Raw genomic sequence first — 21,736 nt, 5'->3', positions numbered from 1 at the left:
GAAAACCAGCATTTTACCTTCGGTGGCCTTCGGCTCGGCTCGTCATCTTCTGAATGTCGATTGGCTCCAGGCGGCGCCCTTCATACCCTCATCCCGGCTTTCGCCGGGGTGAGGGTTGAAATTCCGAATGGCCGGGTCACAGGAAGGCGCGCAGTTCCGCGATGAAGCGGTCGAACTGGTCATGGTGCAGCCAATGACCGGCATCCGCGAATTCGACCAGCCGGGCATCCCGGAAATGCGCGGCGCGCCCATCCTTCACCGGATTGGACGCCCAGCTATCCAGCCCAAGGCACAGCAGCGTCGGACATGTGATCCGCTTCCAGAATTGCGGCAGGTCCATGTCCGACCAGGCCTGGGGCGCCGCATCGTGCAGATAGGGGTCGAATTTCCAGCGATAGCTGCCATCCTCGTTGCGATTGACGCCGTGGATGGTGAGGTGCATCGCCTGTTCGACCGACAGATGGTCGTTGCGTTCCCGCATGCGCGCGACGGCTGCCTCCAGGGTCGGATAATGCCGCCGTGCCTGACGCGCCCGGTTCCGCCGCTTCTCGATCCATTGCAGCCATAGGTCGGGCTCGGCCTTTTGCGCCTGTTCCTCGATCCGGCCCGGCGACAGGCCCAGTCCCTCTATGGCGACGATCCTGGCGACCTTTTCCGGGAACAGCCCGGCATAGCGCAGCGCGATCGATCCGCCCAGCGAATGGCCGACCAATATCACCGGCTCCCGGCCCAGTTGCTCGATCAACTGCGCCAGGTCGTAGACATAGTTCGCCATCATGTAGGAACCCTCGGCCGACCAGGCGCTGTCGCCATGGCCGCGCAGGTCGGGCGCGACGACGTGATAATCCTTCGCCAGCGCACGTGCCGTCCAGTCCCAGCTCCGCGAATGGTCGAAGCCGCCATGCACCAGAACCAGCGTCGGCGCGGCGCTGTTGCCCCAGTCCAGATAGTGCAGGCGCATCCGCAGCGACGTGTAGAAATGGGAAGTCGGCGCGGCTTGCGTGTTCATGCGATCCTGCGAGCGGGTGGACAGGGGAGGGACAAGGTTCATGTCTCTTTGGCGAACTCCCCGGCGCATGCAAGGGGCGAGAAAAGGAAAATCCCTGTTTTACGCCTGTTTGGTCAAGCTTTGGTAAAGATCGCCGCTCTACAGATCGTCCGAATGGGCGGCCAGCCTGACGAGCTTCTGGTGGTCCTGCGCCACCGCGGTCACGATGCGCGCCAGTTCCGCCTGCTTGAACGGCTTGTCCAGTCGGGGCCGTTGCGTCATGTTCGGCGGCAGTTCGGCAAAACCCGTGATGATGACCACCGGCAGGCCGGGCAGCCTTTGCTCGATCTCGTCGGCCAGCTGCGTGCCGGTCATGCCCGGCATGGCATAGTCGCTGATCACCAGGTCGACGCTGCCCTGTTCCAATATGCGCAGCGCATCCGGTCCCGACGTCGCCTGGAATACCGTGTGCCCCAGTTCCTCCAGCATGCCCGCGGTGTTGGTCAGCACCAGATCGTCATCGTCGACGGCCAGGATCACCAGCGGCTCCGTCAGCGCCAGGGCAAGGGCATCGGGAATGTCGGCCACGGCCACCTCCGCCGGTTCGGCGGGCGCCATCGGCAGCCACAGCGACACCGTGGTTCCCTGGCCCGGTTCGCTGACGATGGTCAGGGAACCGCCGCATTGTTCGGCAAAGCCGTGCACCATCGACAGGCCAAGGCCCGTGCCCTTGCCGACGCCCTTTGTCGTGAAGAAGGGTTCGCGCGCCCGCTCCAGCGTCGCTGCGTCCATGCCCTCGCCCTCATCGATGACGGACAGGCGCACATAGGGGCCGCCCTCCAGTCCGGGGCGTTGCGCCTTGGGCAGAGTGGCCTCCGCCCCTTCTATGATGATCCGTCCGTCGCCGGACATGGCGTCCCTGGCGTTCACCGCCAGATTGAGCAGCGCCAGTTCAAGCTGGGCCGGATCGGCATGGGCGGCGCTCAGGTGCAGGGGAAAGCGGGTTTCGATGGCGATCCCGCTGCCCAGCGTCGTCTTCAGGAGGTCGGCCATGTCCCGCACCAGCGCTACGCAATCGACGCTCCGCAACTTCAGTTCCTGCTTGCGCGCAAAGGCCAGCATGCGCTGCGTCAGCGTCGCCCCGCGTTCCGCCGCCGTCATCGCATTGTCGATATAGCGGGACACGTCCGCCCCGGTCGCCAGCCGCTGCCGCGCCAGGTCCAAACTGCCGACGATCACGGCCAGCAGATTGTTGAAATCATGGGCGACACCGCCCGTCAGCTTGCCGATGGCCTCCATCTTCTGCGCCTGGAACACCGCCTCCCGCGCTTCTTCGAGCGCCAGTTGCGTCTCCCGCCGTTCGGTGAGGTCGCGCGTTATCTTGGCGAAGCCGATCAGTTCGCCGGCGGCGCTGCGGATCGTATCGATGATGACATGCGCCCAGAAGCGGGAGCCGTCCTTGCGGATGCGCCATCCCTCCGCCTCGAACCGGTCTTCGCGCGCCGCCGTGTCCAGCGCCCGGGATGGCAGGCCGGCCATGCGGTCCTCTTCCGAATAGAAGCGCGCGAAATTCTGGCCCAATATCTCTTCGGTCGTATAGCCCTTGAAGCGTTCGGCCCCCGGATTCCAGCTCGTGATCGTCCCCATGGGGTCGAGCATGTAGATGGCATAGTCGGTCACGCCCTGCACCAGCAGGCGGAACCGTTCCTCGCTGCGGCGCAATTCCTCCTCCGCCGCGCGGCGTTCGGTCAGGTCGCGAGTGACCTTGGCGAATCCGATAAGCTGGCCGCCGGGTTCGCGGATGGGATCGATGACCACATGCGCCCAGAAGCGGGAGCCGTCCTTGCGCACGCGCCATCCCTCCGCCTCGAACCGGCCGGCATTTTCGGCGGTGTCCAGCGCGAGCGCGGGCAGGCCGGCCGCCTGATCCTCCGGCGTGTAGAAGCGGGAGAAATGCTCACCGATGATCTCATCGGCCTCATAGCCCTTGAAGCGCCGCGCGCCGGCATTCCAACTGACGACGATGCCGTTGGCGGAAAGCATGTAGATGGCATAGTCGGTGACGTTCTGGACCAGCAGCTCGAAGCGGTTTCCAGATCCTTCCGGTGCCGCCGTGCTCATGAGGGGTTCCCGTCGAATTGACATGTTCGTCGTCCACAACGCGCATGCGTTCCGGACGTTCCGCTTGCGAAAGCGATTGTCCGGCGTGCCGGGCCGGGCGCGGCATTGACTTCGCCGTGCCCTCCGCGCCAAGGAGGCGCCTTCGGCAAGGATGGCCAGGAAGACGGAACGCATATGGGCAAGACAGCAGGAATCACCGTCGTGGGCGAAGCGATGCTGGAACTGAGCCGCGCGTCGGACGGGGTCGGTTCGGGCCAGGTTGGTTCGGGCCAGGTTGGATCGGGCGGGGGCTGGAACCTGCGCTATGGCGGCGACGTCATCAACACGGCGATCCATCTCGCCCGTTGTGGCGACCATGTGCGCTTTGCGAGCGCGATCGGCGCCGATCCGATGAGCGCTGAACTGCGCGCGGCCTGGGAAGCAGAGGGCGTCGACACGTCGCTGCTGCTCTCCGCCGAGGGAAAGCTGCCGGGCCTTTACGCGATAGAGACCGATGCGCAGGGCGAACGCAGCTTCCACTATTGGCGGGGGGAGGCCGCCGCCAGGCGCATGTTCGACCTGCCGGAAAGCGCCGCCATGGTGGAAGAAGCGGCCGGATCGGAACTGCTCTATTTTTCCCTGATCACGCTTGCGATATTGTCCGGGGAGGCGCGCGAAAAGCTGTTCGCCCTGTGCGCGGCGGTTCGCGCAAAGGGGGGCAGGGTGGCGTTCGACGGCAATTACCGCGCCCGGCTGTGGCCCGATGCCGCGACCGCGCGCCACTGGCGCGACCGTGCCATCGCGCTCAGCGACATGGGTCTGCCCACTTTGGCCGATGAGGTCGAAATGGGCGAGGCGGACGATGCCGAGGATGCGGCCCGCCGCTGGGGCGCTGGCGAAGGCCGCGAGATCGTGGTGAAACTGGGCGCCGACGGCTGTCTGCTGGATGGGCAGATCGTCGCGCCGCCCGCCAGGCTCTCCGTCGTCGATTCGAGCGGCGCTGGCGATGCGTTCAACGGCGGCTATCTCCATGCCCGCCTCGCCGGTCGTTCCGCGCGCGAGGCGGCGCTTGCGGGCCATCGCCTGGCCGGCTGGAATATCGGCCGCCGGGGCGCGATACCGGCCCGCGATGGTGATGCGCCCTATGCCGACCTCTGAAATTCTCCGCTGCGACCTCGTTGACGGCATTGGGATCAAAGGCTAAGCCGCGTTTCACCCCGGCGGGTGTAGCTCAATGGCAGAGCAGAAGCTTCCCAAGCTTACGACGAGGGTTCGATTCCCTTCACCCGCTCCAGATTTCCTGACATCATGACGGCTATGTCGAGTTCGCCCCGGGCGCATTCCTGATGGGCCAGCCGCGAACCGGCCAGTAGCGACCGGCGAATCGCGAACCGGTCAATGGCGGGCATCAACTCCTGCCGCCAACGGCCGCGCCGACCGCCATCCACCCCATATCCTCTTCAACCCACCTGCCGCTTCGCCAGCTTCCTTGCCAGCGTGCGCCGGTGCATGCCCAATCGCCGTGCCGCTTCGGAGATATTGAAGTCGCTGTCCTTCAGCACTTCATGGATATGTTCCCATTCCAGCGTCTTGATCGACGTCGGGCGGGGCGCGAGGGGGGTGGAAGGGTCGCCGGCGGAACGCGCGAAGGCCGCCTCTATGTCGTCGGTGTTGGACGGCTTGGCGAGATAGTTGGACGCGCCGAGCTTGATCGCCTCCACCGCCGTCGCGATGCTGGCGAAGCCGGTCAGGACGACGATCACCATCGCCGGATCATGGGCATGCAATGTCTGCACGCAGACGAGGCCGGATTCCGCGCCCAGCTTCAGGTCGACCACGGCGAAGCCGGGCTTGCTGCCCGCCAGCACCGTTTCCAGCGCCGCATGGCTGTCGGCCGCCAGCACCGTATAGCCGCGCCGTTCGAAGGAGCGCTTGAGCGTTTTGGCGAACGCCTCGTCATCTTCGACAATCACCAGCAGGCGCTCAGTCATGGGGCCGTCTCCTCTTCCAGCGCCACCGTGCCCAGCGGCAGCCGCAGCAGGATCAGCGCCCCGCCATCCGCGCCGTTGCTCGCGCTGACGCTGCCGCCCAGCTTGCGCACCACATTGACCACAAGGAACAGGCCCAGGCCATGGCCTTCCTTGCCCTTGCTCGATCGATAGGGCTTGCCGAAATCCTCCAGCATCGCCTCCGAAAAGCCGCTGCCATTGTCGCGCACCGCGATGTTGAGCGAACTGCTGTCGCGCCCCGCCAGCAGGTCGATATAGGTCGCGCCCGCCTCCCGCGCATTGTCGAGCAGATTGCCGATCGCCTGCCGGATCACCGGATCGGCCACGATGCGGGGATAGTCGTGCGGCCCGAAATCGCAGCGCAGCGGCATGCCGGGATTCGCCCTGCGCCACTCCATGGCGATGCCCTCTATGAAATCGCGCACATTGGTCACTTCCGGAGCCTCGCCCCGCGCCTCGCCGGAGGACAGGAGGATGCCGGTGACGATCTCCTTGCAGCGCTGGACCGCCGCCTGCATCTCCGCCACTTCCTCGACCAGAGGGGGGTGGGCCGTGATCTCCGGCATGTGCCGCCAGTCGCCCAGCACCACCGCAAGCTGGGAGAGGGGGGTGCCCAGTTCATGCGCCGCGCCCGACGCCAACAGGCCCATGCGGACGATATGCTCCTCCTCCGCCGCCTGTTGACGCAACCGGGCGAGATAGGCGTCCCGCGCCTGGAGGTTGCGCGTCACCGGCAGCACGAACAGCACCAGCAGCACGGCGATCATGGTAAGGCATATCCATGTGCCGACGATATGCAGGTCGAACAAATGGCCTTCCAGCGCGCCGTTCAGGTCCAGCGGCCGGTAATGCAGCGCCAGCAGCCCCGCACAGAGCGCAGAGACGAAGACGATGCCCCAGATGCTCCACCGGTCGAGCAGCACCGCCCCCAGCGCCACCTGCACCAGATAGAGCGAGATGAAGGGATTGGTCGCCCCCCCTGAAAGATAGAGCTGCGCCGTCAGCAGCAGCACGTCGAACAGCAGCGACAGGAACAGTTCGGCATGGGACACGTCGGTCCGCTTGCGCAGCGCGCCGAAGCTGAGGCCGTTCATCAATATCGCCATGCCCGCGATCAGCAGCATCGGGGCGATGGGCAGGCGGATGCCCATGATGAAATGCACGGCGAGGATGGTGATGAGCTGCCCCGCGATCGCCAGCCAGCGCAACTGCACCAGCAGCGCCAGATTCTTGCGGCCCGCGGCGTCGGCAGGCCACTGGCTGGGTTGCCAGAGGGTGCTGATCGGCAGGTTCCGGTTCATCCCCGGCGGTCTTTCCGCTCCTGGCGCATCACGAATATGTACGCGCCCGCGACCATTGCCGCCAGCGCGAACCATGTGATCGCATATTGCAGATGATTGTTCGTAAAGGCGACGACGGTGAGGCCGCCGACAGGCAAGGCGCCGGGATCGGCCGCCGCATCGGCGTCGATGAAATAATCGGCCACCGGCCGCCCGATCCCGCGCGCTGCTGCGATGGCGGCCACATCGCGGGAGAACCAGCGGTCGCTTGCCGGATCGTTGGAGCGCAGGAAACCGCCGCCCGGTTCGCTGAGCCGCAGCAGTCCCGAAATCCGCGCTTCGCCCGGAGGACGCATATAGTCCCGTCGCTTGTCGGGCGGCACGAAGCCGCGATTGACGATGACCGTGAAGCCCTGATCGGTGACGAGCGGCGTCAGCACCCAGAAACCGGCGCCGCGCACCGTGACGGCCTGCACCAGCGCGGCCTTGTCATGGAGGAAACGGCCCGAAATCCTGACGCGCCGATATTCGTCGGCCTTAGCGGCCATGCGGGGAGCGGGGACGGGGGCGGCATGGATTCGCGCATCGACGCGGGCGATCAGGTCGCGCTTCCAGGCGAGGCGCTGGACCTGCCAGGCGCCCAGTGCGCAAAATCCGGCAAAAAAGAAGAGGGCGATCAGCGTCAGGCCGATCGGAAAGGCCGGGGAGCGCCGGGAGCGCTCCCCGTCTTGGGCCGTTGTCACGGCATCTCGCTCATATTGTGCATGACGCGCATTTCCTGGGTCGGACCCATGTCCATCTCCATCTGCGCGTGCGGCATCATGTTCGCATTCAGATGATACATGACCCACAGGGAACCGGACAGGACGATGACGACCAGCACCACCGTCAACATCATCGCCATGAACGACCAGCCGCCTTCGACGCGGGTGTTCATGTGCAGGAAGTAGATCATGTGGACGACGACCTGGACCGCGGCGAAGCCCATGATGACGATGCCCGTCAGTTGCGGGTCGTTCAGCGCGCCGCTCATCACCAGCCAGAAGGGAATGGCCGTCAGGATCACCGACAGGCCGAAACCGATCATGTAGCTGCCGAAGCTGCCGTGCGAATGGGCGTCATGATGATCGTCATGATGGTGGTCGTGGCCACCGTGCGGATGGACGGCATCGCTCACCGGAGCACTCCCATCAGATAGACAAAGGTGAAGACGCCGATCCAGATGACGTCCAGGAAGTGCCAGAACATCGACAGGCACATCAGCCGCCGCTTGTTGGCGGGGATCAGGCCCTTCTTCGCGACCTGCACCATCAGCGTGACCAGCCAGATCGAACCGAAGGTGACGTGCAGCCCGTGCGTTCCGACCAGCGTGAAGAAGGAGGACAGGAACGCCGAACGCCACGGACCCGCGCCCTCATGGATGAGGTGCGCGAATTCGTAGAGTTCGATGAACAGGAACGCCCCGCCGAACAGCAGCGTGACGACCAGCCAGCCCTGCGTGGCGCTGACCCTGTTCTTCTCCATCGCCAGCATGGCGAAGCCATAGGTGATCGAGGAGAAGAGCAGCATCGCGGTGTTGAGCGCGACGAGGGGCAGGTCGAACAGGTCCTTTGGCCCCGGCCCGCCGGCATAGCTGCCGCCCAGCACCGCATAGGTGGCGAAGAGGATGGCGAAGATGAGACAGTCGCTCATCAGATACATCCAGAAGCCCAGCATGGTGCTGTGGCCTTCGTGGAGGTGCGGCTCCTCGGGCAGGTGATAGGCCCGGGGTTCCCTATGTGCAGTTGCGCTGCTCATGCGTGTCAGACTCCCGCCGCGAGGATTTGCGTGCGCTCTTCCTCGGTGCGCGTCACATCCTCCGCAGGGATGTAGAAGTCGCGCTTGTAGTTGAAGGTGTGGCCGATGGCGACGGCGACGATGCCGATGAAGCTCAGCCCCGCAAGCCACCAGATGTACCAGATGAGCGCAAAGCCGCACAGCGTCGCCAGCCCGGCCAGGATCACGCCCGCGCCCGTGCTGCTCGGCATGTGGATCGGCCTGTAGCCGCTCAGCGGACGCTGATAGCCGTTTTTCTTCATGTCCGCCCAGGTGTCGCCATCGTACACCACGGGGGTGAAGGCGAAATTATACTCCGGCGGGGGCGAGCTGGTCGCCCATTCCAGGGTACGGCCGTCCCAGGGGTCGCCGGTGGGATCGCGAAGCTCGTCGCGCTTCCAGATGGACACCGCGAACTGGATCAGCATGGCGCCGATGCCGATGGCGATGATGGCGGCGCCGATCGCCGCGATGACGAACCAGGGTTGCAGCGACGGATCGTCCAGCACCCGCAGGCGGCGCGTGACGCCCATCAGGCCGAGCACGTAGAGCGGACCGAAAGCCAGCCAGAAGCCGATGTTCCAGCACCAGAAGCTGACCTTGCCCCAGAAGACGTTCAGCCTGAAGCCGAAGGCCTTGGGCCACCAGTAGTTGATCGCCGCGAACAGGCCGAACAGCACGCCGCCGATGATCACATTATGGAAATGCGCGATCAGGAACAGCGAGTTGTGGAGCACGAAGTCCGCGGGCGGAACCGCCAGCAGCACGCCGGTCATGCCGCCGACCGTGAAGGTCAGCATGAAGGCGACGGCCCACATCATCGGCAGCTCGAAACGGATCTTGCCGCGATACATGGTGAACAGCCAGTTGAACAGCTTGGCGCCCGTCGGGATCGAGATGATCATCGTCGTGATGCCGAAGAAGCTGTTGACGCTGGCGCCCGAACCCATGGTGAAGAAGTGGTGCAGCCACACCAGGTAGGACAGCACCATGATGGTGCAGGTCGCATAGACCATGGAGGTGTAGCCGAACAGGCGCTTGCCGCAGAAGGTGGAGACCACTTCGGAGAAGACGCCGAACAGCGGCAGGATGAGGATATAGACCTCCGGATGGCCCCAGATCCAGATGAGGTTGACGTACATCATCGGATTGCCGCCGAAATCATTGGTGAAGAAGGCGGTGCCGGCATAGCGGTCGAGCGACAGCAGGACGAGCGTGGCGGTCAGGATCGGGAAGGAGGCGACGATCAGGACGTTCGCGCAGAGCGAGGTCCAGGTGAACACCGGCATCTTCATGAGCGACATGCCCGGCGCGCGCATCTTCACGATGGTCGCGATCAGGTTGATGCCGGACAATGTCGTGCCGACGCCCGCCACCTGCAGCGCCCAGATATAATAATCGACGCCTGTCGCGGGACTGTAGGCAAGCCCTGACAGCGGCGGATAGGCAAGCCAGCCGGTCTGCGCGAACTCGCCCAGGAACAGCGACATCATGACCAGCACCGCGCCGCCTGTCGTCATCCAGAAGGAGAAATTGTTGAGGAAGGGAAAGCTGACGTCGCGCGCCCCGATCTGGAGCGGCACGATGTAGTTCATCAGGCCGGTGATGAACGGCATCGCCACGAAGAAGATCATGATGACCCCGTGCGCGGTGAACACCTGGTCATAGTGATGGGCGTTCAGATAGCCTTCCGAACCGTTGAAGGCCCAGGCCTGCTGGATGCGCATCATGATCGCGTCGGCAAATCCGCGCAGGAACATGATGAGGCCCAGCACCATGTACATGATGCCGATCTTCTTGTGATCGACGCTGGTGAACCATTCCTTCCAGAGATAGCCCCAGAGCCGGAACCAGGTGAGCGCCGCGACAAGGGCGGTGCCGCCCAGCACCACCGCGACGAAGGTTGCGACGACGATGGGCTCATGCCATGGGAAGCTGTCCCATGTCAGACGACCGAAGATCATCTGTGCGGTTGTCATTGTGCCAGTCATGGGCCTTACCGATGCTGCGCGTGCGCGTCAGCGCCGCTGTGGGAAGAGTGATCGCCCGGCGCCTGCGCGGCGCCCTTCGCGCCGTCCGCGGCCGGTGCGTCGGGAGCAGTCTCCTGCCCCCTGTTCCGGTCCGACTGTTCGATCACATGGCTGTCGGGGAAGTCGTAGCGCAGACCTTTGGTGTCGCGCGCCGATTCCTTGCCCGCGCCGCCCATCATGTTGACGTGCATCAGCTCGCCCATGCAGCGCTGGCCGGGCCGGGGGCACAGATTGACGACGGCATCGAACAGCTTGGGGTCGACGGCGGAGAAATAGGCGACCGGCGCCTTTTCGCTGGGCTTGGCCAGGGTCAGATAGACGTCGCGATCGAGATGGGCGCGGCTGGCCTTCACCCCGGCTGCCCAGGCATCGAACCCGGCCCTGTCCAGCGCCCGGTAGGCGAAGCGCATGTGGGTGAAGCCCGCGCCCGAATAGTTGGCGGAAATGCCGGTGCCCGCCACCGGCCGGTTGGCGACGGCGTGCAACTGGGTCTTCATGCCGGGCATGGCATAGATCTGGCCGGCGAGTTCAGGCACGTAGAAGCTGTTCATCACGGTAGAGGCGGTGATGTCGAACCGCACCGGCACATTGACCGGCAGCGCCAGCTCGTTGACTGTCGCGATGCCCAGTTCGGGGTAGATGAACAGCCATTTCCAGTCGAGCGCCACGACCTCGACCGTCAGCGGCTTCACCCTGGGATCGATCGCCGTCCTGGCGTCGATGCGGTCGAGCGGCCGATAGGGATCGAGCTTGTGCGTACTGACCCAGGTCAGCGCGCCAAGGCAGATGATGATCAGCAGCGGCGCGGACCAGATCAGCAGTTCCAGCTTGGTGGAATGGTCCCAGTCCGGGTCATAATCCTTGTCCGCGGCCTTGTTCGCCGCGCGGTAGCGCCAGGCGAAGAAGAGGACGAGCGCCATGACGGGAACGACGATGAGGAGCATCAGCGCGGTCGAGATCAGGATCAGGTCGCGCTGCTGCACCGCAATATCGCCCGACGGGTTCATCACGACCCAGTCGCAGGCCGTCAGCGGCAGCGCCAGAATCGGAGCGGACCAGCGGAAAATCCGGGTCCGGTCGAGGGGGATGGGGTGTGGCATGGGGGCCGCCTACCGCTTCCGCAGGGAGTCGAACAGTGGGCAATTTGTCCCATTGTGCGCAGATGCAAAAAATGCTTCAGCGGTGGGATACTGCTTAGACTCTGCGGGTTTTCTGCTATGTTGCCTATCCGTGGCCGCCGGCAGAACAGAAGAGGGTTCCGGTGGCTTAGCCAAGGAGCGGATGCCTATGAGTTCACAGGCCATGACCTTCACCTCCCGATCGCTGGAGGATGATGCGCGCCTGATCAATGCGCGGGACCACAAGATCGCGCCGGGTGATATTTCCATTGGTGTGATCATTGGTCGCACCTCCGAATTCTTTGATTTCTTCGTTTACGCCATCGCCTCGGTCATCGTGTTCCCGAGCCTTGTGTTCCCCTATGTGGATGCCCTGACCGGCACGCTCTATTCCTTCGCGATCTTCGCCGTCGCCTTCATCACGCGGCCCATCGGTTCGCTGATCTTCATGGCCATCGATCGCCGCTACGGGCGCGGAACGAAGCTGACCGTCGCGCTGTTCCTGCTCGGCGGCTCGACCGCGTCCATCGCCTTCATGCCCGGTTATGCGACGATTGGCCATTATGCTGCGTTAGTCCTGATCATCTTGCGCGCGGCACAGGGCATCGCGCTGGGCGGCACATGGGACGGGCTGGCGTCGCTGCTGTCGCTCAACGCGCCGCAGCATCAGCGCGGCTGGTACGCCATGGTGCCGCAACTCGGCGCGCCGCTGGCCCTGCTGGTGGCGAGCGGGCTGTTCGCCTTCTTCCTGCTCACGCTGTCGCGTGCGGACTTCCTCGACTGGGGCTGGCGCTATCCCTTCTTCGTGGCCTTCGCGATCAACGTCGTCGCGCTGTTCGCCCGGCTGCGCATCGTGGTGACGCATGAATTCGAACGCCTGTTCGAGCAGAAGGACCTTCAGCCGTCCGAAATCCTGCCGACGGTCAAGGCGGAAGGCCGCAACATCATCATCGGCGCCTTCGCTCCGCTGGCGAGCTTCGCGCTGTTCCACATGGTCACCGTATTCCCGCTGAGCTGGGTCGCGCTGTTCACCAACCAGCCGCTGGAACGGTTTCTGATCATCGAGATGATCGGCGCGTCCGTGGGCCTGCTGGCCATCGTCGTTTCCGGCTTCATCGCGGACCAGATCGGCCGCCGCTCCCTGCTGGCATGGTCGGCGCTCGGCATCGCGATCTTCAGCATCATGGCGCCGCTGCTGCTGAACGGCGGCGATCTGGGAGAGGTCGCCTTCATGATCCTGGGCTTCATGCTGCTGGGGTTGGCTTTCGGCCAGTCGTCCGGCGTCGTCGCGTCGAATTTCGCGACCGAGGCGCGCTATACCGGGTCGGCCCTGACGTCGGACCTGGCCTGGCTGGTCGGCGCCGGCTTCGCGCCGCTGGTGGCCCTGTTGCTGTCCGTGAAATTCGGTCTGGCCGCCTCGGGCATCTACCTGCTGTCGGGTGCGGTGGCGACGATGGTGGCGCTCTACATCAACAAGGAACTGGCGGCCCGCGACCGTTAAGGGGGCATCCGCCATCTTTGAAAAGGGGCCGGAGGGGGTTTGTCCTCTCCGGCCCTTTTCTGTCCCCGACGTGCCCACAGGAGCACGTTAAGCCAAGCTCAGAGCGACGCTCTACTCCCCCGCGCAAAATCCCGCATGCGCGCCAACGCCTTCCGGTCGAACCATCCCACGGGCAGCGCGCGCGGCGCAAAGCGCGGCAACCATTCCCCATAGACCGCATCCATCCGCACCGGCAGCCCGTCCACGCCATCCCGGCCCATGATGTCGGAAATGATCCGGTTCTGGAAAAAGCGCACCGAATAATTGATCATCCGCCGATATTGCATGCGCAGGGTGGTGGGCCGCAACAGGCTGACCGCCTCACAGCGAAAGCCGGCATCCTCGCAGGCCAGGATGCGCTCCCGCCGCCAGTCGGCATCGCGCCCCAGATCGGTATGCGCCCATGCCGCCACCAAACCGTCGTCTCCGATCAGGTCCTCGGGCAGCCGCAAGCCCCTGAGCCGGATCGCCGCCAAGAAGCGCCCCGACAGGGCGTAGAGATCGCCGAACAATCCCCGTTCCTCCCGCAGGGTCCGGCGATAGGCGTCCGCGGACCGCCCGTTCATCGGCATCCCCGCCGCCGCATTCGCCTCCGGCCGCGCCGCGAGGTCCGATACCAGCGCATCGATCGACCCGGCAAGGATCTCCGCATCGCCATCCATGAAGATCACGGCATCTTCTCCGCCGGTCAGCAGGCGGTGGACGAAATGGTTCCAGGTGCGCGCCTTGCCCCCGGCGGCCAGATCGTGGACGATGACATTCGTCCGTCCTGCGGCCGCTTCGCGCGCCCGTCCTGCCGTGGCATCGGTCGATCCGTTCACCAGCACATGGAAGACGGTGTCGGCCCGGTCCAGCGGCAGCGATGCAAGGCAACGCCCGATCCGCCGTTCCTCCTGATGCGCGAATATGCCGACCGCGACGCCCATGCCTAGCGGAAATCCCAGCCCTGCTGTCCATGGCGGGGGATGTCCAGCCCCTCCGCTTCTTCCCGCGCGCCGATCCGGGCGGGCGTCACGACCGACAGCATCAGCGCGATGATCGCCGCTCCCGCCATCGCCCAGAGCGCCACCGCCGCGATGCCGATGCACTGCGCCAAGAAGGCGCCGGCAAGACTGATCCCCGCCGCGAAACCGACGCCGCCCAGCGCCGGCAGCACGAAGGGAAGCAGCAACAGCGCGCCCGTCAGCCCGCCCAGTCCGTGGATCACGAAAATATCCGCCGCGTCGTCGATGCGGTCGCCCAATAATCCCTTTGCCAGTCGGCAGATGACGGCGGCGATCAGCCCGATGGCCATCGCGCCGCCCGGCCCCACCAGAGCGCCGGAGGCGGAAATCGCCACCAGCCCGGCCAATGCGCCGGAAACCAGCCCATTGGCGGTGACATGCCCCTTGTCGATCCGTTCCACCAGCATCCATCCGAAGAGGCCTGCGCAGGCGGCGAAATGGCCGTTCAGAATGGCGGTCGCGGCATTGTCCGTCGCGCCGAAGGACCATCCGCCCACTATGCCGGCCCAGCCGATCCACAGCAGCAGCCCGCCTGATACGCCCAGCACCGGCGCATGTCCGGCAGAAACGCTGCGCCGCCTGCCCACGACCAGCACCAATGCGAGCGCGGAAAATCCCGCGCTCAAATGAACGACCAGCGCGCCCGCGAAATCCATGACGCCCAGATTGGCGAGCCATCCGCCGCCCCAGACCCAATGGACGACCGGCGCATAGACCAGCAGCAGCCAGAGCAGCGCAAACAGCGCCATCCACCCCAGGCGCACCCTTTCCGCCACAGCGCCCGGCAGCAGGCCGGCGGCAAGGATCGCAAGGGCCATCTGGAACAGCACGAAGGTGGATTCCGGCACGGTCAGCCCGTCACGCAGCGCCCCCAGATCGGCCAGCAACAGATGCGCCCGGCCGCCCAGCCACCCGCTCCCCGGCGCATAGGCCAGGCTGTAGCCGACAAGGGCCCAGAGCAGCGAAACGCCGGCGGCCACCACCAGCCCCTGCACGCCGATCGACAGGGCGTTGCGCACATGGACCAGACCGGCATGACGCAGCGCGAGTCCCGGCAGCGCCGCCAGCAACACCAGCAGACCGCACAGCATCATCCATGCCGTATCGCCGCTGTCGGCCACGGCCACCTGCGCCGCCGCGGGTTGCGGGGCCGCCGACAGGAAAAGAAGGAGAATGGCAAGGAGGCGAGGCATCAGTTAATCCGGCAGTCCATATCCGGGCCGTCGTAACGCATGCGAAGTAAAGACTTGCCTAACCCTGATCGTTTCCCGCCACGCAGCCGATGCCTTGGGCAGCGCCGACAAATTCAGGACTCGCCGGACCAGTTGATTTGGGCGGGAAGCGTACACCCGCTTCATCCCTCTCCCTTGAGGGAGAGGGCTGCGCAGACTTGGCAGCTTGCTGCCTAGTCGTAGCTGGGTGAGGGGGTGCGATCCAACGGATCGCGCGGACCGCAGGCCCGCTCCCCCTCATCCAGATCAGCCTTAGGCTCCTCCGCCGCCAGGGCTTCCCATCCTTCTTCCTCAAGGGAGAAGGATGGTCTCGAATTGGCCATCCCCCGGCATCCCGAACTCGTCCCCATCGCCTAATAGGCTTCCCCACCGCAACTGATCCGCCCCGTCCCCCGATTGTCGACGCTGCAGGCGGCCTTCCCCGCCACCGTCACATCGCCCGATCCGGATGCGGAAACCCGGGCCGAAACCTCTGCCGTCACCGCCACATTTCCCGGACCGTCATTCGCCACCGCGGCCTGCCGCACCCGCAGGCCTTCCGCCATCACCGCTCCGGGGCCGGTGACGCGGATGGTCGCGACGCCCGCCTGGCCGGACAGGTTCGCCCGTCCGGCTCCGGCCACTCCCAGGCTCAGCTGGTCCAGATCCACCGCCGCCACGCTGACATCGCCATTGCCGCCCAGCACGATCTCACCGCGCAGACCCTTCATCCGGCTGACCGACACCGATCCGCCGCCGGTCAGCACCACGCGGCTGAGGTCGCCGGTCGACAGCCGCAGCACCGCCCGCCCGCCCGATTTCTCGCCGGGCCGCGCCCGCTCCACCGTCACCGCAAGCAGGCGGCCGGATATGTCCACCTTCAGCCGGTCCAGCACCGCCTGATCGCCATCCGCCCGCGCCGAAGCGCCCGCGCCGGTGGTGATCGTCACCTCCACCGGCGCATCCACGCGAATGGCGTCGAAACTGGTGATGGTGAACCCGCGCGTCGCCGCCGCCGCCGGGGCGGCCCATAGCATGATGACGACCGGCAGGGCGAGCGAACGGGGCAGCGGCATGACGATCTCCCAGTCTTTTGCCGATCCTGATAGGGATGGGCCGTAGCGGTTCCAAGCCCCCTTGTTCGTCGCACCGGATCAGGCAAGATCGTCAGGTTTTCAAAAGGGGCATGTGGCTGATGCGCAAATGGATTTCCGGACTCCTCCTGGCTTCGATCAGCATCGCGGCCCCGGCTGCGCCCGACGACCGGGGCGAAGCCTGGTGGAAGCATGTCCGCACCCTTGCCGACGATGGCTATGAAGGGCGGGGAACGGGCAAGCCGGGCTATGACAGGGCGGCTGATTATGTGATCGGACAGCTTCGGGCGCTTGGGCTGAAGCCGGCCGGGACCGACGGCTATAAACAGCCGGTCGCCTTCGTCGAGCAGGTGATCCTGTCGCAGCAGAGCAGCGCTTCGCTGACGGGGCCGGGCGGCCATGCCGCGCTGGCGGCGCCCGCCGACATCATCTTCTCAGGGGGCGGCGGCCCCGCTCCGGAAACCGTCGGCGCCCCGCTGGTCTTCGCCGGCTACGGCCTGCACCTGCCGGAAGCGGGGCATGACGATTTCGCCGGGCTGGACCTCAAGGGCAGGATCGTGGTGGTCGTCTCGGGCGGACCGGCGACCCTCTCCGGCGCGCTGAAGTCCCATGCCCGATCGGAGCGGGCGGCGTGGCTGGCGAAACAGGGCGCGCTTGGACTGATCCAGCTCGTGACGCCGAAACAGGTTGAAATTCCGTGGGACCGGCGCATGGCGCTGGCCAGCCAGCCGGCCCTGTTCTTCCGCGACCCGGCCCTGCGGGATACGGCGACCCCCTTCCTCAACGCCCAGTTCGACCCGGCCAAATCCGCGCTGCTCTTTGCCGGATCGGGCCATGATTTCGCGCAGATCTCCGCCGCCGCCGACAGTTCCGGTCCGGTGCCGTCCTTTCCGCTCGCCCAGCGGCTGGACGCGAAGGTGGCGGCGAGGCGCGCCGATTTGACCTCGCCCAACATCATCGCGCTCATGCCCGGGACGGACCCGCAGCTCAGCAGGGAATATGTCGTCCTGTCCGCGCATCTCGACGGCTATGGGGTGGGCACGCCGATCGATGGGGACGCGATCTACAATGGGGCGCTCGACAATGCATCGGGCGTGGCGAGCCTGCTGGAAATCGCCCGGACCCTGCGCAACGGGAAGGTGAAGCCCCGGCGGTCGATCCTCTTCGCCATCGTCACGGCGGAGGAGAAGGGGCTGCTCGGGTCCAGCTATTTCGCGCGCCGTCCGACCGTGCCGCAAAGGGCGATGGTGGCCGACCTCAATTTCGACATGGCCCTGCCGATCTTCCCGCTGACCACCGTGACGCCGATCGGCTATGACCAGAGCAGCCTTGGCAAGGACGCCGAAGCGGTAAGCGCGGCGATGAACCTGCCGATCACGCCCGATCCCTTCCCGGACCGCAACGTCTTCGTCCGGTCGGATCAGTACAGCTTCATCCGGGCGGGCATCCCCGCGCTGTTCTTCAAATATGGCTTCAAGGCGGGCACGCCGGAGGCGACGGTCGAAAGGGCCTGGCGCGCCAACATCTACCATTCGCCCAGGGACGACGCGAACCAGCCGGTGATGCCGGCCGAATCGGTGAAGCTCAACGACTATGTCGCCGCCGTCACGCTGCGCGTCGCCAATGCGCCGCAGCGCCCGGCCTGGAACGAGGACAGCTTCTTCCGCCGCTTCGCCAAATAGCGTCCCCTCCTGCTTGATCCGGCGAGGGCAGGGGCCTAAACCCCCGGCCATGACCCATGCCTCCTATCCGGCGCTTCGTCTGCGCCGCACCCGCGCCTCGGCCTGGAGCCGGGCGTTGCACGCCGAAACCCGCCTCACGCCCAGCGACTTCATCTGGCCGCTGTTCGTCACGGAGGGCAGGCAAGTGGAGGAACCGATCGGCTCCCTTCCCGGCGTGTCGCGCTGGTCGGTGGACCTGATGGTGGAGCGTGCGAGGGAAGCGCAGGCGGCGGGCATTCCCTGCCTCGCGCTTTTCCCCAATACGCAGGCCGACCGCCGCAGCGATGACGGGGCGGAGGCGCTCAATCCCGATAACCTGATGTGCCGCGCCATCCGCGCCATCAAGGATGCGGTGCCCGACATCGGCATCCTGACCGACGTGGCGCTCGATCCCTATACCGCGCACGGCCAGGACGGCCTGCTGGACGAGGCGGGCTATGTCGTCAACGACGCGACCATCGACGTGCTGATCGGCCAATCCCTGAACCAGGCGGCGGCGGGCGCGGACATCATCGCCCCCAGCGACATGATGGATGGCCGCGTCGGCGCCATCCGCGAGGCGCTGGAGCAGGAAGGCCATGCCAATGTGCAGATCATGGCCTATGCCGCCAAATATGCGAGCGCCTTCTACGGCCCGTTCCGCGATGCGGTCGGATCGAGCGGGCTGCTGAAGGGCAACAAGAAGACCTATCAGATGGACCCCGCCAACAGCGAGGAAGCGCTGCGCGAAGTCGCGCTGGACATTGCCGAAGGCGCCGACAGCGTGATGGTGAAGCCGGGCCTGCCCTATCTCGACATCATCGCCCGGGTGAAGGACCGGTTCGAAGTGCCCGTCTTCGCCTATCAGGTGTCGGGCGAATATGCGATGCTGGAGGCCGCGGCCGCCGCGGGGGCGGGGGAGCGCGACGCGCTGGTGCTGGAAACGCTGCTGGCGTTCAAGCGGGCAGGCTGCTCGGGCGTCCTCACCTATCATGCGCTCCATGCGGCGCGGCTGCTGGGAGCCTGAACATGACCGATCATCCCGAAGTCTCCATCATCCCCTTCAACGGCAAGACGCCGAAGATCCACCCCAGCGCCTTCATCGCGCCGGGATGCCGCATCATCGGGGATGTGGAGATCGGCCCGGACGTCAGCATCTGGTATAATTGCGTGATCCGGGCGGATGTGAATTTCATCCATATCGGCGCCCGCACCAATATCCAGGACGGCTCGATCGTGCATTGTGACAGCCCCGGCGACCATATTGACGGCCGCCCGTCCGAAGGCTGGCCCACGATCATCGGGGAAGATGTGCTGATCGGGCATCTGGCGATGGTCCATGGCTGCATATTGAAGGACCGCGCCTTCGTGGGGCTGGGCGCCATCGTCATGAGCGGCGGGACGGTGGAAAGCGACGCCATGCTCGCGGCCGGGGCCCTGCTTTCTCCGGGGAAGACGGTGCCTCACAGGCAGCTTTGGGCCGGCCGCCCCGCCAAATATATGCGCGACCTGTCGGACGAAGTGCTGATCGACATGCGGGAGGGCGTCGACCATTATGTCCATAATGGAAAGGCGCACAAGGGCGCGGTGAAGGCGGCGCTTTCGCCCGATTGAATCAGCAGGGCTGCGGGCGGATCAGGGCTGCGCCAGACGCCCCTTGAGCACGTCCAGCCGGTCGTTCTGCCCATCGACAATCGCCAGCGCGGAAGCCCGCGCCGCATCGATCGCCTCGATCCCGCCGCTGGCCTTCCCCTCGGCCGCCGCGTTGCTGCGCTCGACAAAGAGCACGTCCAGGCTCGCAAGCGCCGATACGCTGTCGTTGCGCGCCGATTCCAATGCGCTGAGCGCCGTCTGCGCCGCCACCCAGGCCTCGCTGGAGACCGCCGCGCCGGATGCTGCCCGCGTCGCCCTGTCCGCCGCCGGCCAGGCCTTGTCGAATGCCGTGCCGCCCGCCTGAGCCTGCGCCGTCAGCCGGTCGACATTCTGGACCAGCTCCGGTTCGGGCGCGACGGGGGAGGGCGCGGGCGCCGCCTCCGCTATGGGGGCGTCCTCTATCGCCCGCTTGGCGAGGGACGGATAGCCCTGGAAGGTGCTGGCGCAACCGGACAGGAACAGGGCCAGGGAAGGAAGCAGCCGACGCGGATTCATGCTTCGCATCTAGGATGAGCCGCGCCGGGAGGCAAGTTCAGCGTGGCAGCGCGGCGGCTTCCCGTGCAAGCGCCTCCATCTTCGCCGGATCGACCGGCCCCTTGGGCACGACCCAGCTTCCGCCGACGCATTTGACGACGGGTTCCGCCAGCCATCTGGGCGCGCTTTCCGCCGTGATCCCGCCGGTCGGGCAGAAGCGCGCCATGTGCAGCGGCGCGGCCAGGGCCTTCAGCGCGGGCAGCCCGCCCGAAGTCTCCGCCGGGAAGAATTTGAAGTGCGACAGCCCCATGTCCAGCCCGCGCATGATGTCGCCCGCCGTCGCCGTGCCCGGCAGGAAGGGAATGCCCGCGGCGATCGCGGCCCTGCCCAGCGGCTCGGTCAGGCCGGGGCTGACGATGAAGCGCGCCCCCGCCTCCATCGCGGCGTCCAGTTGCGCCGGGTTCAGCACCGTGCCCGCTCCGACGACGGCGCCCTCGACCTTCGCCATCTCCCTGATCACGTCCAGCGCCGCCGGCGTCCGCAGCGTCACTTCCAATGTTGGAAGCCCGCCCTTCACCAGCGCCCGCGCGATCGGCAGCGCATCCTCGACCCGGTCCACCACCAGCACCGGGATCACCGGGGCCAGTTCCATCACCTGTTCAACGCTCAACGCCATCATTTCTTCTCCCGAAAGGCCGCGGCGGCGCCGTACAGCCCGATTTCGTCATGCAGGGCGAGCCGGATCGGCACCGACTTCATCAGGCTTTCGAACCGTCCCTTGGCGGTGAAGCGCTGGTGGAAACCGCATTGCGGCAATATGTCCTTCATCCGCTGGGTCAGGCCGCCCGCCAGCACCACCGTATGCGGTCCCTGCGCCAGCGCCAGGTCGCCCGCGACCGAGCCGTAGGACATGCAGAACCGCGCCAGCGCCCTGCGCGCAAATTCGTCGGTCCCGTCGATGGCGGCCTGCCAAAGCTCGGCATCCTCCATCAGCATGACCCGATCATGGCCGATGGTCGCCATCGCCTTGTAGATGTTGTTGAGCCCCGGTCCCGACACGATGCGCTCGGTCGACACGCGCAGGAATTTGTCGCGCAGATAGGCGAGGATCTTCTCTTCCAGCGGGTCCAGCGGCGCGAAGTCCAGATGCCCCCCCTCCGTCGCGATCACATGCGGCTCGCCATCGTCGAAGGCGATCATCGCCACGCCCAGCCCGGTGCCCGGTCCCAATATCGTCACCCCGCCGTCGCGCGGAAAGGGCCTGTCCTCCCCGAACAGCAGCGGCAGATTCTCCTTCGGCAGGCGCGCCACGGCATGGGCGACCGCCTCGAAATCATTGACCAGCCGCAGATGCCTGAGGCCCAGTTCCTCGTCCAGCGTATCGGGCCGGATGACCCATGCGCTGTTGGTGAGCTTGATGACTTCGCGCCCGATCGCGGTGGCAAAGGCGATGGAGGCGGATGTGGGCAGATGACCGCCCTCATCCTTGACGAAGGCTGCCCAGCAGGCCTGGAGGGTCGGATAATCGGCCACCTTATATTTGCGCACCTTGCCCAGCGTGGGCACATTGCGCGCATTCAGTCTGGCACGGGCGAAGCGGGCGTTTGTGCCGCCAATGTCGGCTGCGATGATCTCGGTCATGCTACTCTCCTCCCGTCCGGGCCGAGCCTGTCGAAGTCCTTCACTCTTCCTCAGGAAAAGCGCTCCTCCGAAAATCTCG

21 protein-coding genes and 1 tRNA gene are annotated in these 21,736 nt (G+C 65.8%); 6 read left to right on the top strand and 16 right to left on the bottom strand.

Features of this window, described 5'->3' with window-relative positions:
- Nucleotides 1-136: 136 nt before the first annotated feature.
- Both LDB29_RS09385 and LDB29_RS09380 read right to left on the bottom strand, forming a co-directional pair.
- Nucleotides 137-1,009 carry an alpha/beta fold hydrolase gene (locus LDB29_RS09385; protein WP_025551301.1) on the bottom strand — a complete coding sequence of 291 codons (873 nt, stop codon included), beginning with the start codon at nucleotides 1,007-1,009 and terminating at the stop codon, nucleotides 137-139.
- 138 nt (nucleotides 1,010-1,147) lie between these two features.
- A complete protein-coding gene (locus LDB29_RS09380) occupies nucleotides 1,148-3,109 on the bottom strand; it encodes a PAS domain-containing sensor histidine kinase (protein WP_025551299.1) in 1,962 nt (653 codons plus the stop codon).
- A 174-nt stretch (nucleotides 3,110-3,283) separates the two neighbouring features.
- Between LDB29_RS09380 and LDB29_RS09375 the strand changes: the two genes are divergently transcribed.
- The gene (locus tag LDB29_RS09375) at nucleotides 3,284-4,246 is read left to right on the top strand and encodes a sugar kinase (protein WP_025551298.1); all 963 of its coding nucleotides are present in this window, start codon (nucleotides 3,284-3,286) and stop codon (nucleotides 4,244-4,246) included.
- A gap of 62 nt (nucleotides 4,247-4,308) precedes the next feature.
- Nucleotides 4,309-4,382: transfer RNA gene (locus tag LDB29_RS09370), tRNA-Gly, on the top strand.
- Here LDB29_RS09370 and LDB29_RS09365 read toward each other — a convergent pair.
- The 8 genes from LDB29_RS09365 to cyoA are packed head-to-tail and all read right to left on the bottom strand — an operon-like array spanning nucleotide 4,348 to nucleotide 11,322.
- Nucleotides 4,348-4,497: a hypothetical protein gene (locus tag LDB29_RS09365; RefSeq protein WP_157846882.1), complete on the bottom strand. Its 150-nt coding sequence runs from the start codon at nucleotides 4,495-4,497 to the stop codon at nucleotides 4,348-4,350. The two genes, LDB29_RS09370 and LDB29_RS09365, sit on opposite strands and share 35 nt — an antisense overlap.
- A gap of 51 nt (nucleotides 4,498-4,548) precedes the next feature.
- Nucleotides 4,549-5,079: a response regulator transcription factor gene (locus LDB29_RS09360; RefSeq protein WP_025551297.1), complete on the bottom strand. Its 531-nt coding sequence runs from the start codon at nucleotides 5,077-5,079 to the stop codon at nucleotides 4,549-4,551.
- Nucleotides 5,076-6,398, bottom strand: coding sequence for an ATP-binding protein (locus LDB29_RS09355; protein WP_025551295.1), 1,323 nt, complete (start codon nucleotides 6,396-6,398; stop codon nucleotides 5,076-5,078). Before LDB29_RS09355 ends, LDB29_RS09360 begins: the two co-directional genes overlap by 4 nt.
- Nucleotides 6,395-7,120 (bottom strand): SURF1 family protein, encoded by a 726-nt coding sequence (locus tag LDB29_RS09350; RefSeq protein WP_025551293.1) that lies wholly within the window; start codon nucleotides 7,118-7,120, stop codon nucleotides 6,395-6,397. Before LDB29_RS09350 ends, LDB29_RS09355 begins: the two co-directional genes overlap by 4 nt.
- Nucleotides 7,117-7,554, bottom strand: a complete 438-nt coding sequence (gene cyoD / locus LDB29_RS09345; protein WP_025551292.1) for a cytochrome o ubiquinol oxidase subunit IV — start codon at nucleotides 7,552-7,554, stop codon at nucleotides 7,117-7,119. The genes LDB29_RS09350 and cyoD overlap by 4 nt, the downstream gene beginning before the upstream one ends.
- A complete protein-coding gene (cyoC, locus tag LDB29_RS09340) occupies nucleotides 7,551-8,174 on the bottom strand; it encodes a cytochrome o ubiquinol oxidase subunit III (RefSeq protein WP_025551291.1) in 624 nt (207 codons plus the stop codon). Before cyoC ends, cyoD begins: the two co-directional genes overlap by 4 nt.
- Nucleotides 8,175-8,179: 5 nt before the next feature.
- Nucleotides 8,180-10,183, bottom strand: coding sequence for a cytochrome o ubiquinol oxidase subunit I (gene cyoB, locus LDB29_RS09335; RefSeq protein ID WP_025551289.1), 2,004 nt, complete (start codon nucleotides 10,181-10,183; stop codon nucleotides 8,180-8,182).
- 5 nt (nucleotides 10,184-10,188) lie between these two features.
- Nucleotides 10,189-11,322 (bottom strand): ubiquinol oxidase subunit II, encoded by a 1,134-nt coding sequence (gene cyoA, locus LDB29_RS09330; protein ID WP_025551287.1) that lies wholly within the window; start codon nucleotides 11,320-11,322, stop codon nucleotides 10,189-10,191.
- 187 nt (nucleotides 11,323-11,509) lie between these two features.
- On the opposite strand from cyoA, the gene LDB29_RS09325 reads away from it, so the two are divergent.
- Nucleotides 11,510-12,841: an MFS transporter gene (locus tag LDB29_RS09325; RefSeq protein ID WP_025551285.1), complete on the top strand. Its 1,332-nt coding sequence runs from the start codon at nucleotides 11,510-11,512 to the stop codon at nucleotides 12,839-12,841.
- 98 nt (nucleotides 12,842-12,939) lie between these two features.
- On the opposite strand, the gene LDB29_RS09320 is transcribed toward LDB29_RS09325, so the two are convergent.
- The 3 genes from LDB29_RS09320 to LDB29_RS09310 all read right to left on the bottom strand — a co-directional run bounded on the left by LDB29_RS09320 (nucleotide 12,940) and on the right by LDB29_RS09310 (nucleotide 16,171).
- Entirely contained in the window at nucleotides 12,940-13,806 is an 867-nt protein-coding gene (locus tag LDB29_RS09320) for a glycosyltransferase family A protein (RefSeq protein ID WP_025551283.1), read from the bottom strand.
- A 2-nt stretch (nucleotides 13,807-13,808) separates the two neighbouring features.
- The gene (locus LDB29_RS09315; RefSeq protein WP_025551281.1) at nucleotides 13,809-15,077 is read right to left on the bottom strand and encodes an ammonium transporter; all 1,269 of its coding nucleotides are present in this window, start codon (nucleotides 15,075-15,077) and stop codon (nucleotides 13,809-13,811) included.
- 392 nt (nucleotides 15,078-15,469) lie between these two features.
- Nucleotides 15,470-16,171 carry a GIN domain-containing protein gene (locus LDB29_RS09310; protein ID WP_025551390.1) on the bottom strand — a complete coding sequence of 234 codons (702 nt, stop codon included), beginning with the start codon at nucleotides 16,169-16,171 and terminating at the stop codon, nucleotides 15,470-15,472.
- 119 nt (nucleotides 16,172-16,290) lie between these two features.
- Here LDB29_RS09310 and LDB29_RS09305 point away from each other — a divergent pair, with 119 nt between their 5' ends.
- From LDB29_RS09305 to LDB29_RS09295, 3 genes are read left to right on the top strand one after another with little or no spacing between them, the layout of a single operon-like run.
- Entirely contained in the window at nucleotides 16,291-17,871 is a 1,581-nt protein-coding gene (locus LDB29_RS09305; RefSeq protein ID WP_025551388.1) for a M28 family metallopeptidase, read from the top strand.
- A 49-nt stretch (nucleotides 17,872-17,920) separates the two neighbouring features.
- Entirely contained in the window at nucleotides 17,921-18,916 is a 996-nt protein-coding gene (hemB, locus tag LDB29_RS09300; RefSeq protein ID WP_025551386.1) for a porphobilinogen synthase, read from the top strand.
- Between the two features lie 2 nt (nucleotides 18,917-18,918).
- Nucleotides 18,919-19,503 (top strand): gamma carbonic anhydrase family protein, encoded by a 585-nt coding sequence (locus LDB29_RS09295; RefSeq protein ID WP_025551384.1) that lies wholly within the window; start codon nucleotides 18,919-18,921, stop codon nucleotides 19,501-19,503.
- Nucleotides 19,504-19,524: 21 nt separating this feature from the next.
- On the opposite strand, the gene LDB29_RS09290 is transcribed toward LDB29_RS09295, so the two are convergent.
- Genes LDB29_RS09290 through glk form a run of 3 tightly spaced genes read right to left on the bottom strand, consistent with a single transcriptional unit; the run spans nucleotide 19,525 to nucleotide 21,657 of the window.
- Nucleotides 19,525-20,037, bottom strand: coding sequence for a hypothetical protein (locus LDB29_RS09290; RefSeq protein WP_025551382.1), 513 nt, complete (start codon nucleotides 20,035-20,037; stop codon nucleotides 19,525-19,527).
- Between the two features lie 37 nt (nucleotides 20,038-20,074).
- Nucleotides 20,075-20,692: a bifunctional 4-hydroxy-2-oxoglutarate aldolase/2-dehydro-3-deoxy-phosphogluconate aldolase gene (eda, locus tag LDB29_RS09285; protein ID WP_037483871.1), complete on the bottom strand. Its 618-nt coding sequence runs from the start codon at nucleotides 20,690-20,692 to the stop codon at nucleotides 20,075-20,077.
- Nucleotides 20,692-21,657 (bottom strand): glucokinase, encoded by a 966-nt coding sequence (gene glk / locus LDB29_RS09280; protein WP_025551378.1) that lies wholly within the window; start codon nucleotides 21,655-21,657, stop codon nucleotides 20,692-20,694. The genes eda and glk overlap by 1 nt, the downstream gene beginning before the upstream one ends.
- Between the last annotated feature and the right edge of the window lie 79 nt (nucleotides 21,658-21,736).

This window comes from Sphingobium sp. CFD-2 (assembly GCF_024611135.1).
GTDB lineage: Bacteria > Pseudomonadota > Alphaproteobacteria > Sphingomonadales > Sphingomonadaceae > Sphingobium > Sphingobium fuliginis.
Note: the sequence above shows the minus strand (reverse complement) of the source record. Positions and strands in the feature narration are given on the sequence as shown.

Coding starts and splice junctions, on each gene's coding strand:
- LDB29_RS09385 (WP_025551301.1), bottom strand. CDS start 1,009: ATGAACACGCAAGCCGCGCCGACTTCCCATTTCTACACGTCGCTGCGG.
- LDB29_RS09380 (WP_025551299.1), bottom strand. CDS start 3,109: ATGAGCACGGCGGCACCGGAAGGATCTGGAAACCGCTTCGAGCTGCTG.
- LDB29_RS09375 (WP_025551298.1), top strand. CDS start 3,284: ATGGGCAAGACAGCAGGAATCACCGTCGTGGGCGAAGCGATGCTGGAA.
- LDB29_RS09365 (WP_157846882.1), bottom strand. CDS start 4,497: ATGCCCGCCATTGACCGGTTCGCGATTCGCCGGTCGCTACTGGCCGGT.
- LDB29_RS09360 (WP_025551297.1), bottom strand. CDS start 5,079: ATGACTGAGCGCCTGCTGGTGATTGTCGAAGATGACGAGGCGTTCGCC.
- LDB29_RS09355 (WP_025551295.1), bottom strand. CDS start 6,398: ATGAACCGGAACCTGCCGATCAGCACCCTCTGGCAACCCAGCCAGTGG.
- cyoC (WP_025551291.1), bottom strand. CDS start 8,174: ATGAGCAGCGCAACTGCACATAGGGAACCCCGGGCCTATCACCTGCCC.
- cyoB (WP_025551289.1), bottom strand. CDS start 10,183: ATGACTGGCACAATGACAACCGCACAGATGATCTTCGGTCGTCTGACA.
- cyoA (WP_025551287.1), bottom strand. CDS start 11,322: ATGCCACACCCCATCCCCCTCGACCGGACCCGGATTTTCCGCTGGTCC.
- LDB29_RS09325 (WP_025551285.1), top strand. CDS start 11,510: ATGAGTTCACAGGCCATGACCTTCACCTCCCGATCGCTGGAGGATGAT.
- LDB29_RS09320 (WP_025551283.1), bottom strand. CDS start 13,806: ATGGGCGTCGCGGTCGGCATATTCGCGCATCAGGAGGAACGGCGGATC.
- LDB29_RS09315 (WP_025551281.1), bottom strand. CDS start 15,077: ATGCCTCGCCTCCTTGCCATTCTCCTTCTTTTCCTGTCGGCGGCCCCG.
- LDB29_RS09310 (WP_025551390.1), bottom strand. CDS start 16,171: ATGCCGCTGCCCCGTTCGCTCGCCCTGCCGGTCGTCATCATGCTATGG.
- LDB29_RS09305 (WP_025551388.1), top strand. CDS start 16,291: ATGCGCAAATGGATTTCCGGACTCCTCCTGGCTTCGATCAGCATCGCG.
- hemB (WP_025551386.1), top strand. CDS start 17,921: ATGACCCATGCCTCCTATCCGGCGCTTCGTCTGCGCCGCACCCGCGCC.
- LDB29_RS09295 (WP_025551384.1), top strand. CDS start 18,919: ATGACCGATCATCCCGAAGTCTCCATCATCCCCTTCAACGGCAAGACG.
- LDB29_RS09290 (WP_025551382.1), bottom strand. CDS start 20,037: ATGAATCCGCGTCGGCTGCTTCCTTCCCTGGCCCTGTTCCTGTCCGGT.
- eda (WP_037483871.1), bottom strand. CDS start 20,692: ATGGCGTTGAGCGTTGAACAGGTGATGGAACTGGCCCCGGTGATCCCG.
- glk (WP_025551378.1), bottom strand. CDS start 21,657: ATGACCGAGATCATCGCAGCCGACATTGGCGGCACAAACGCCCGCTTC.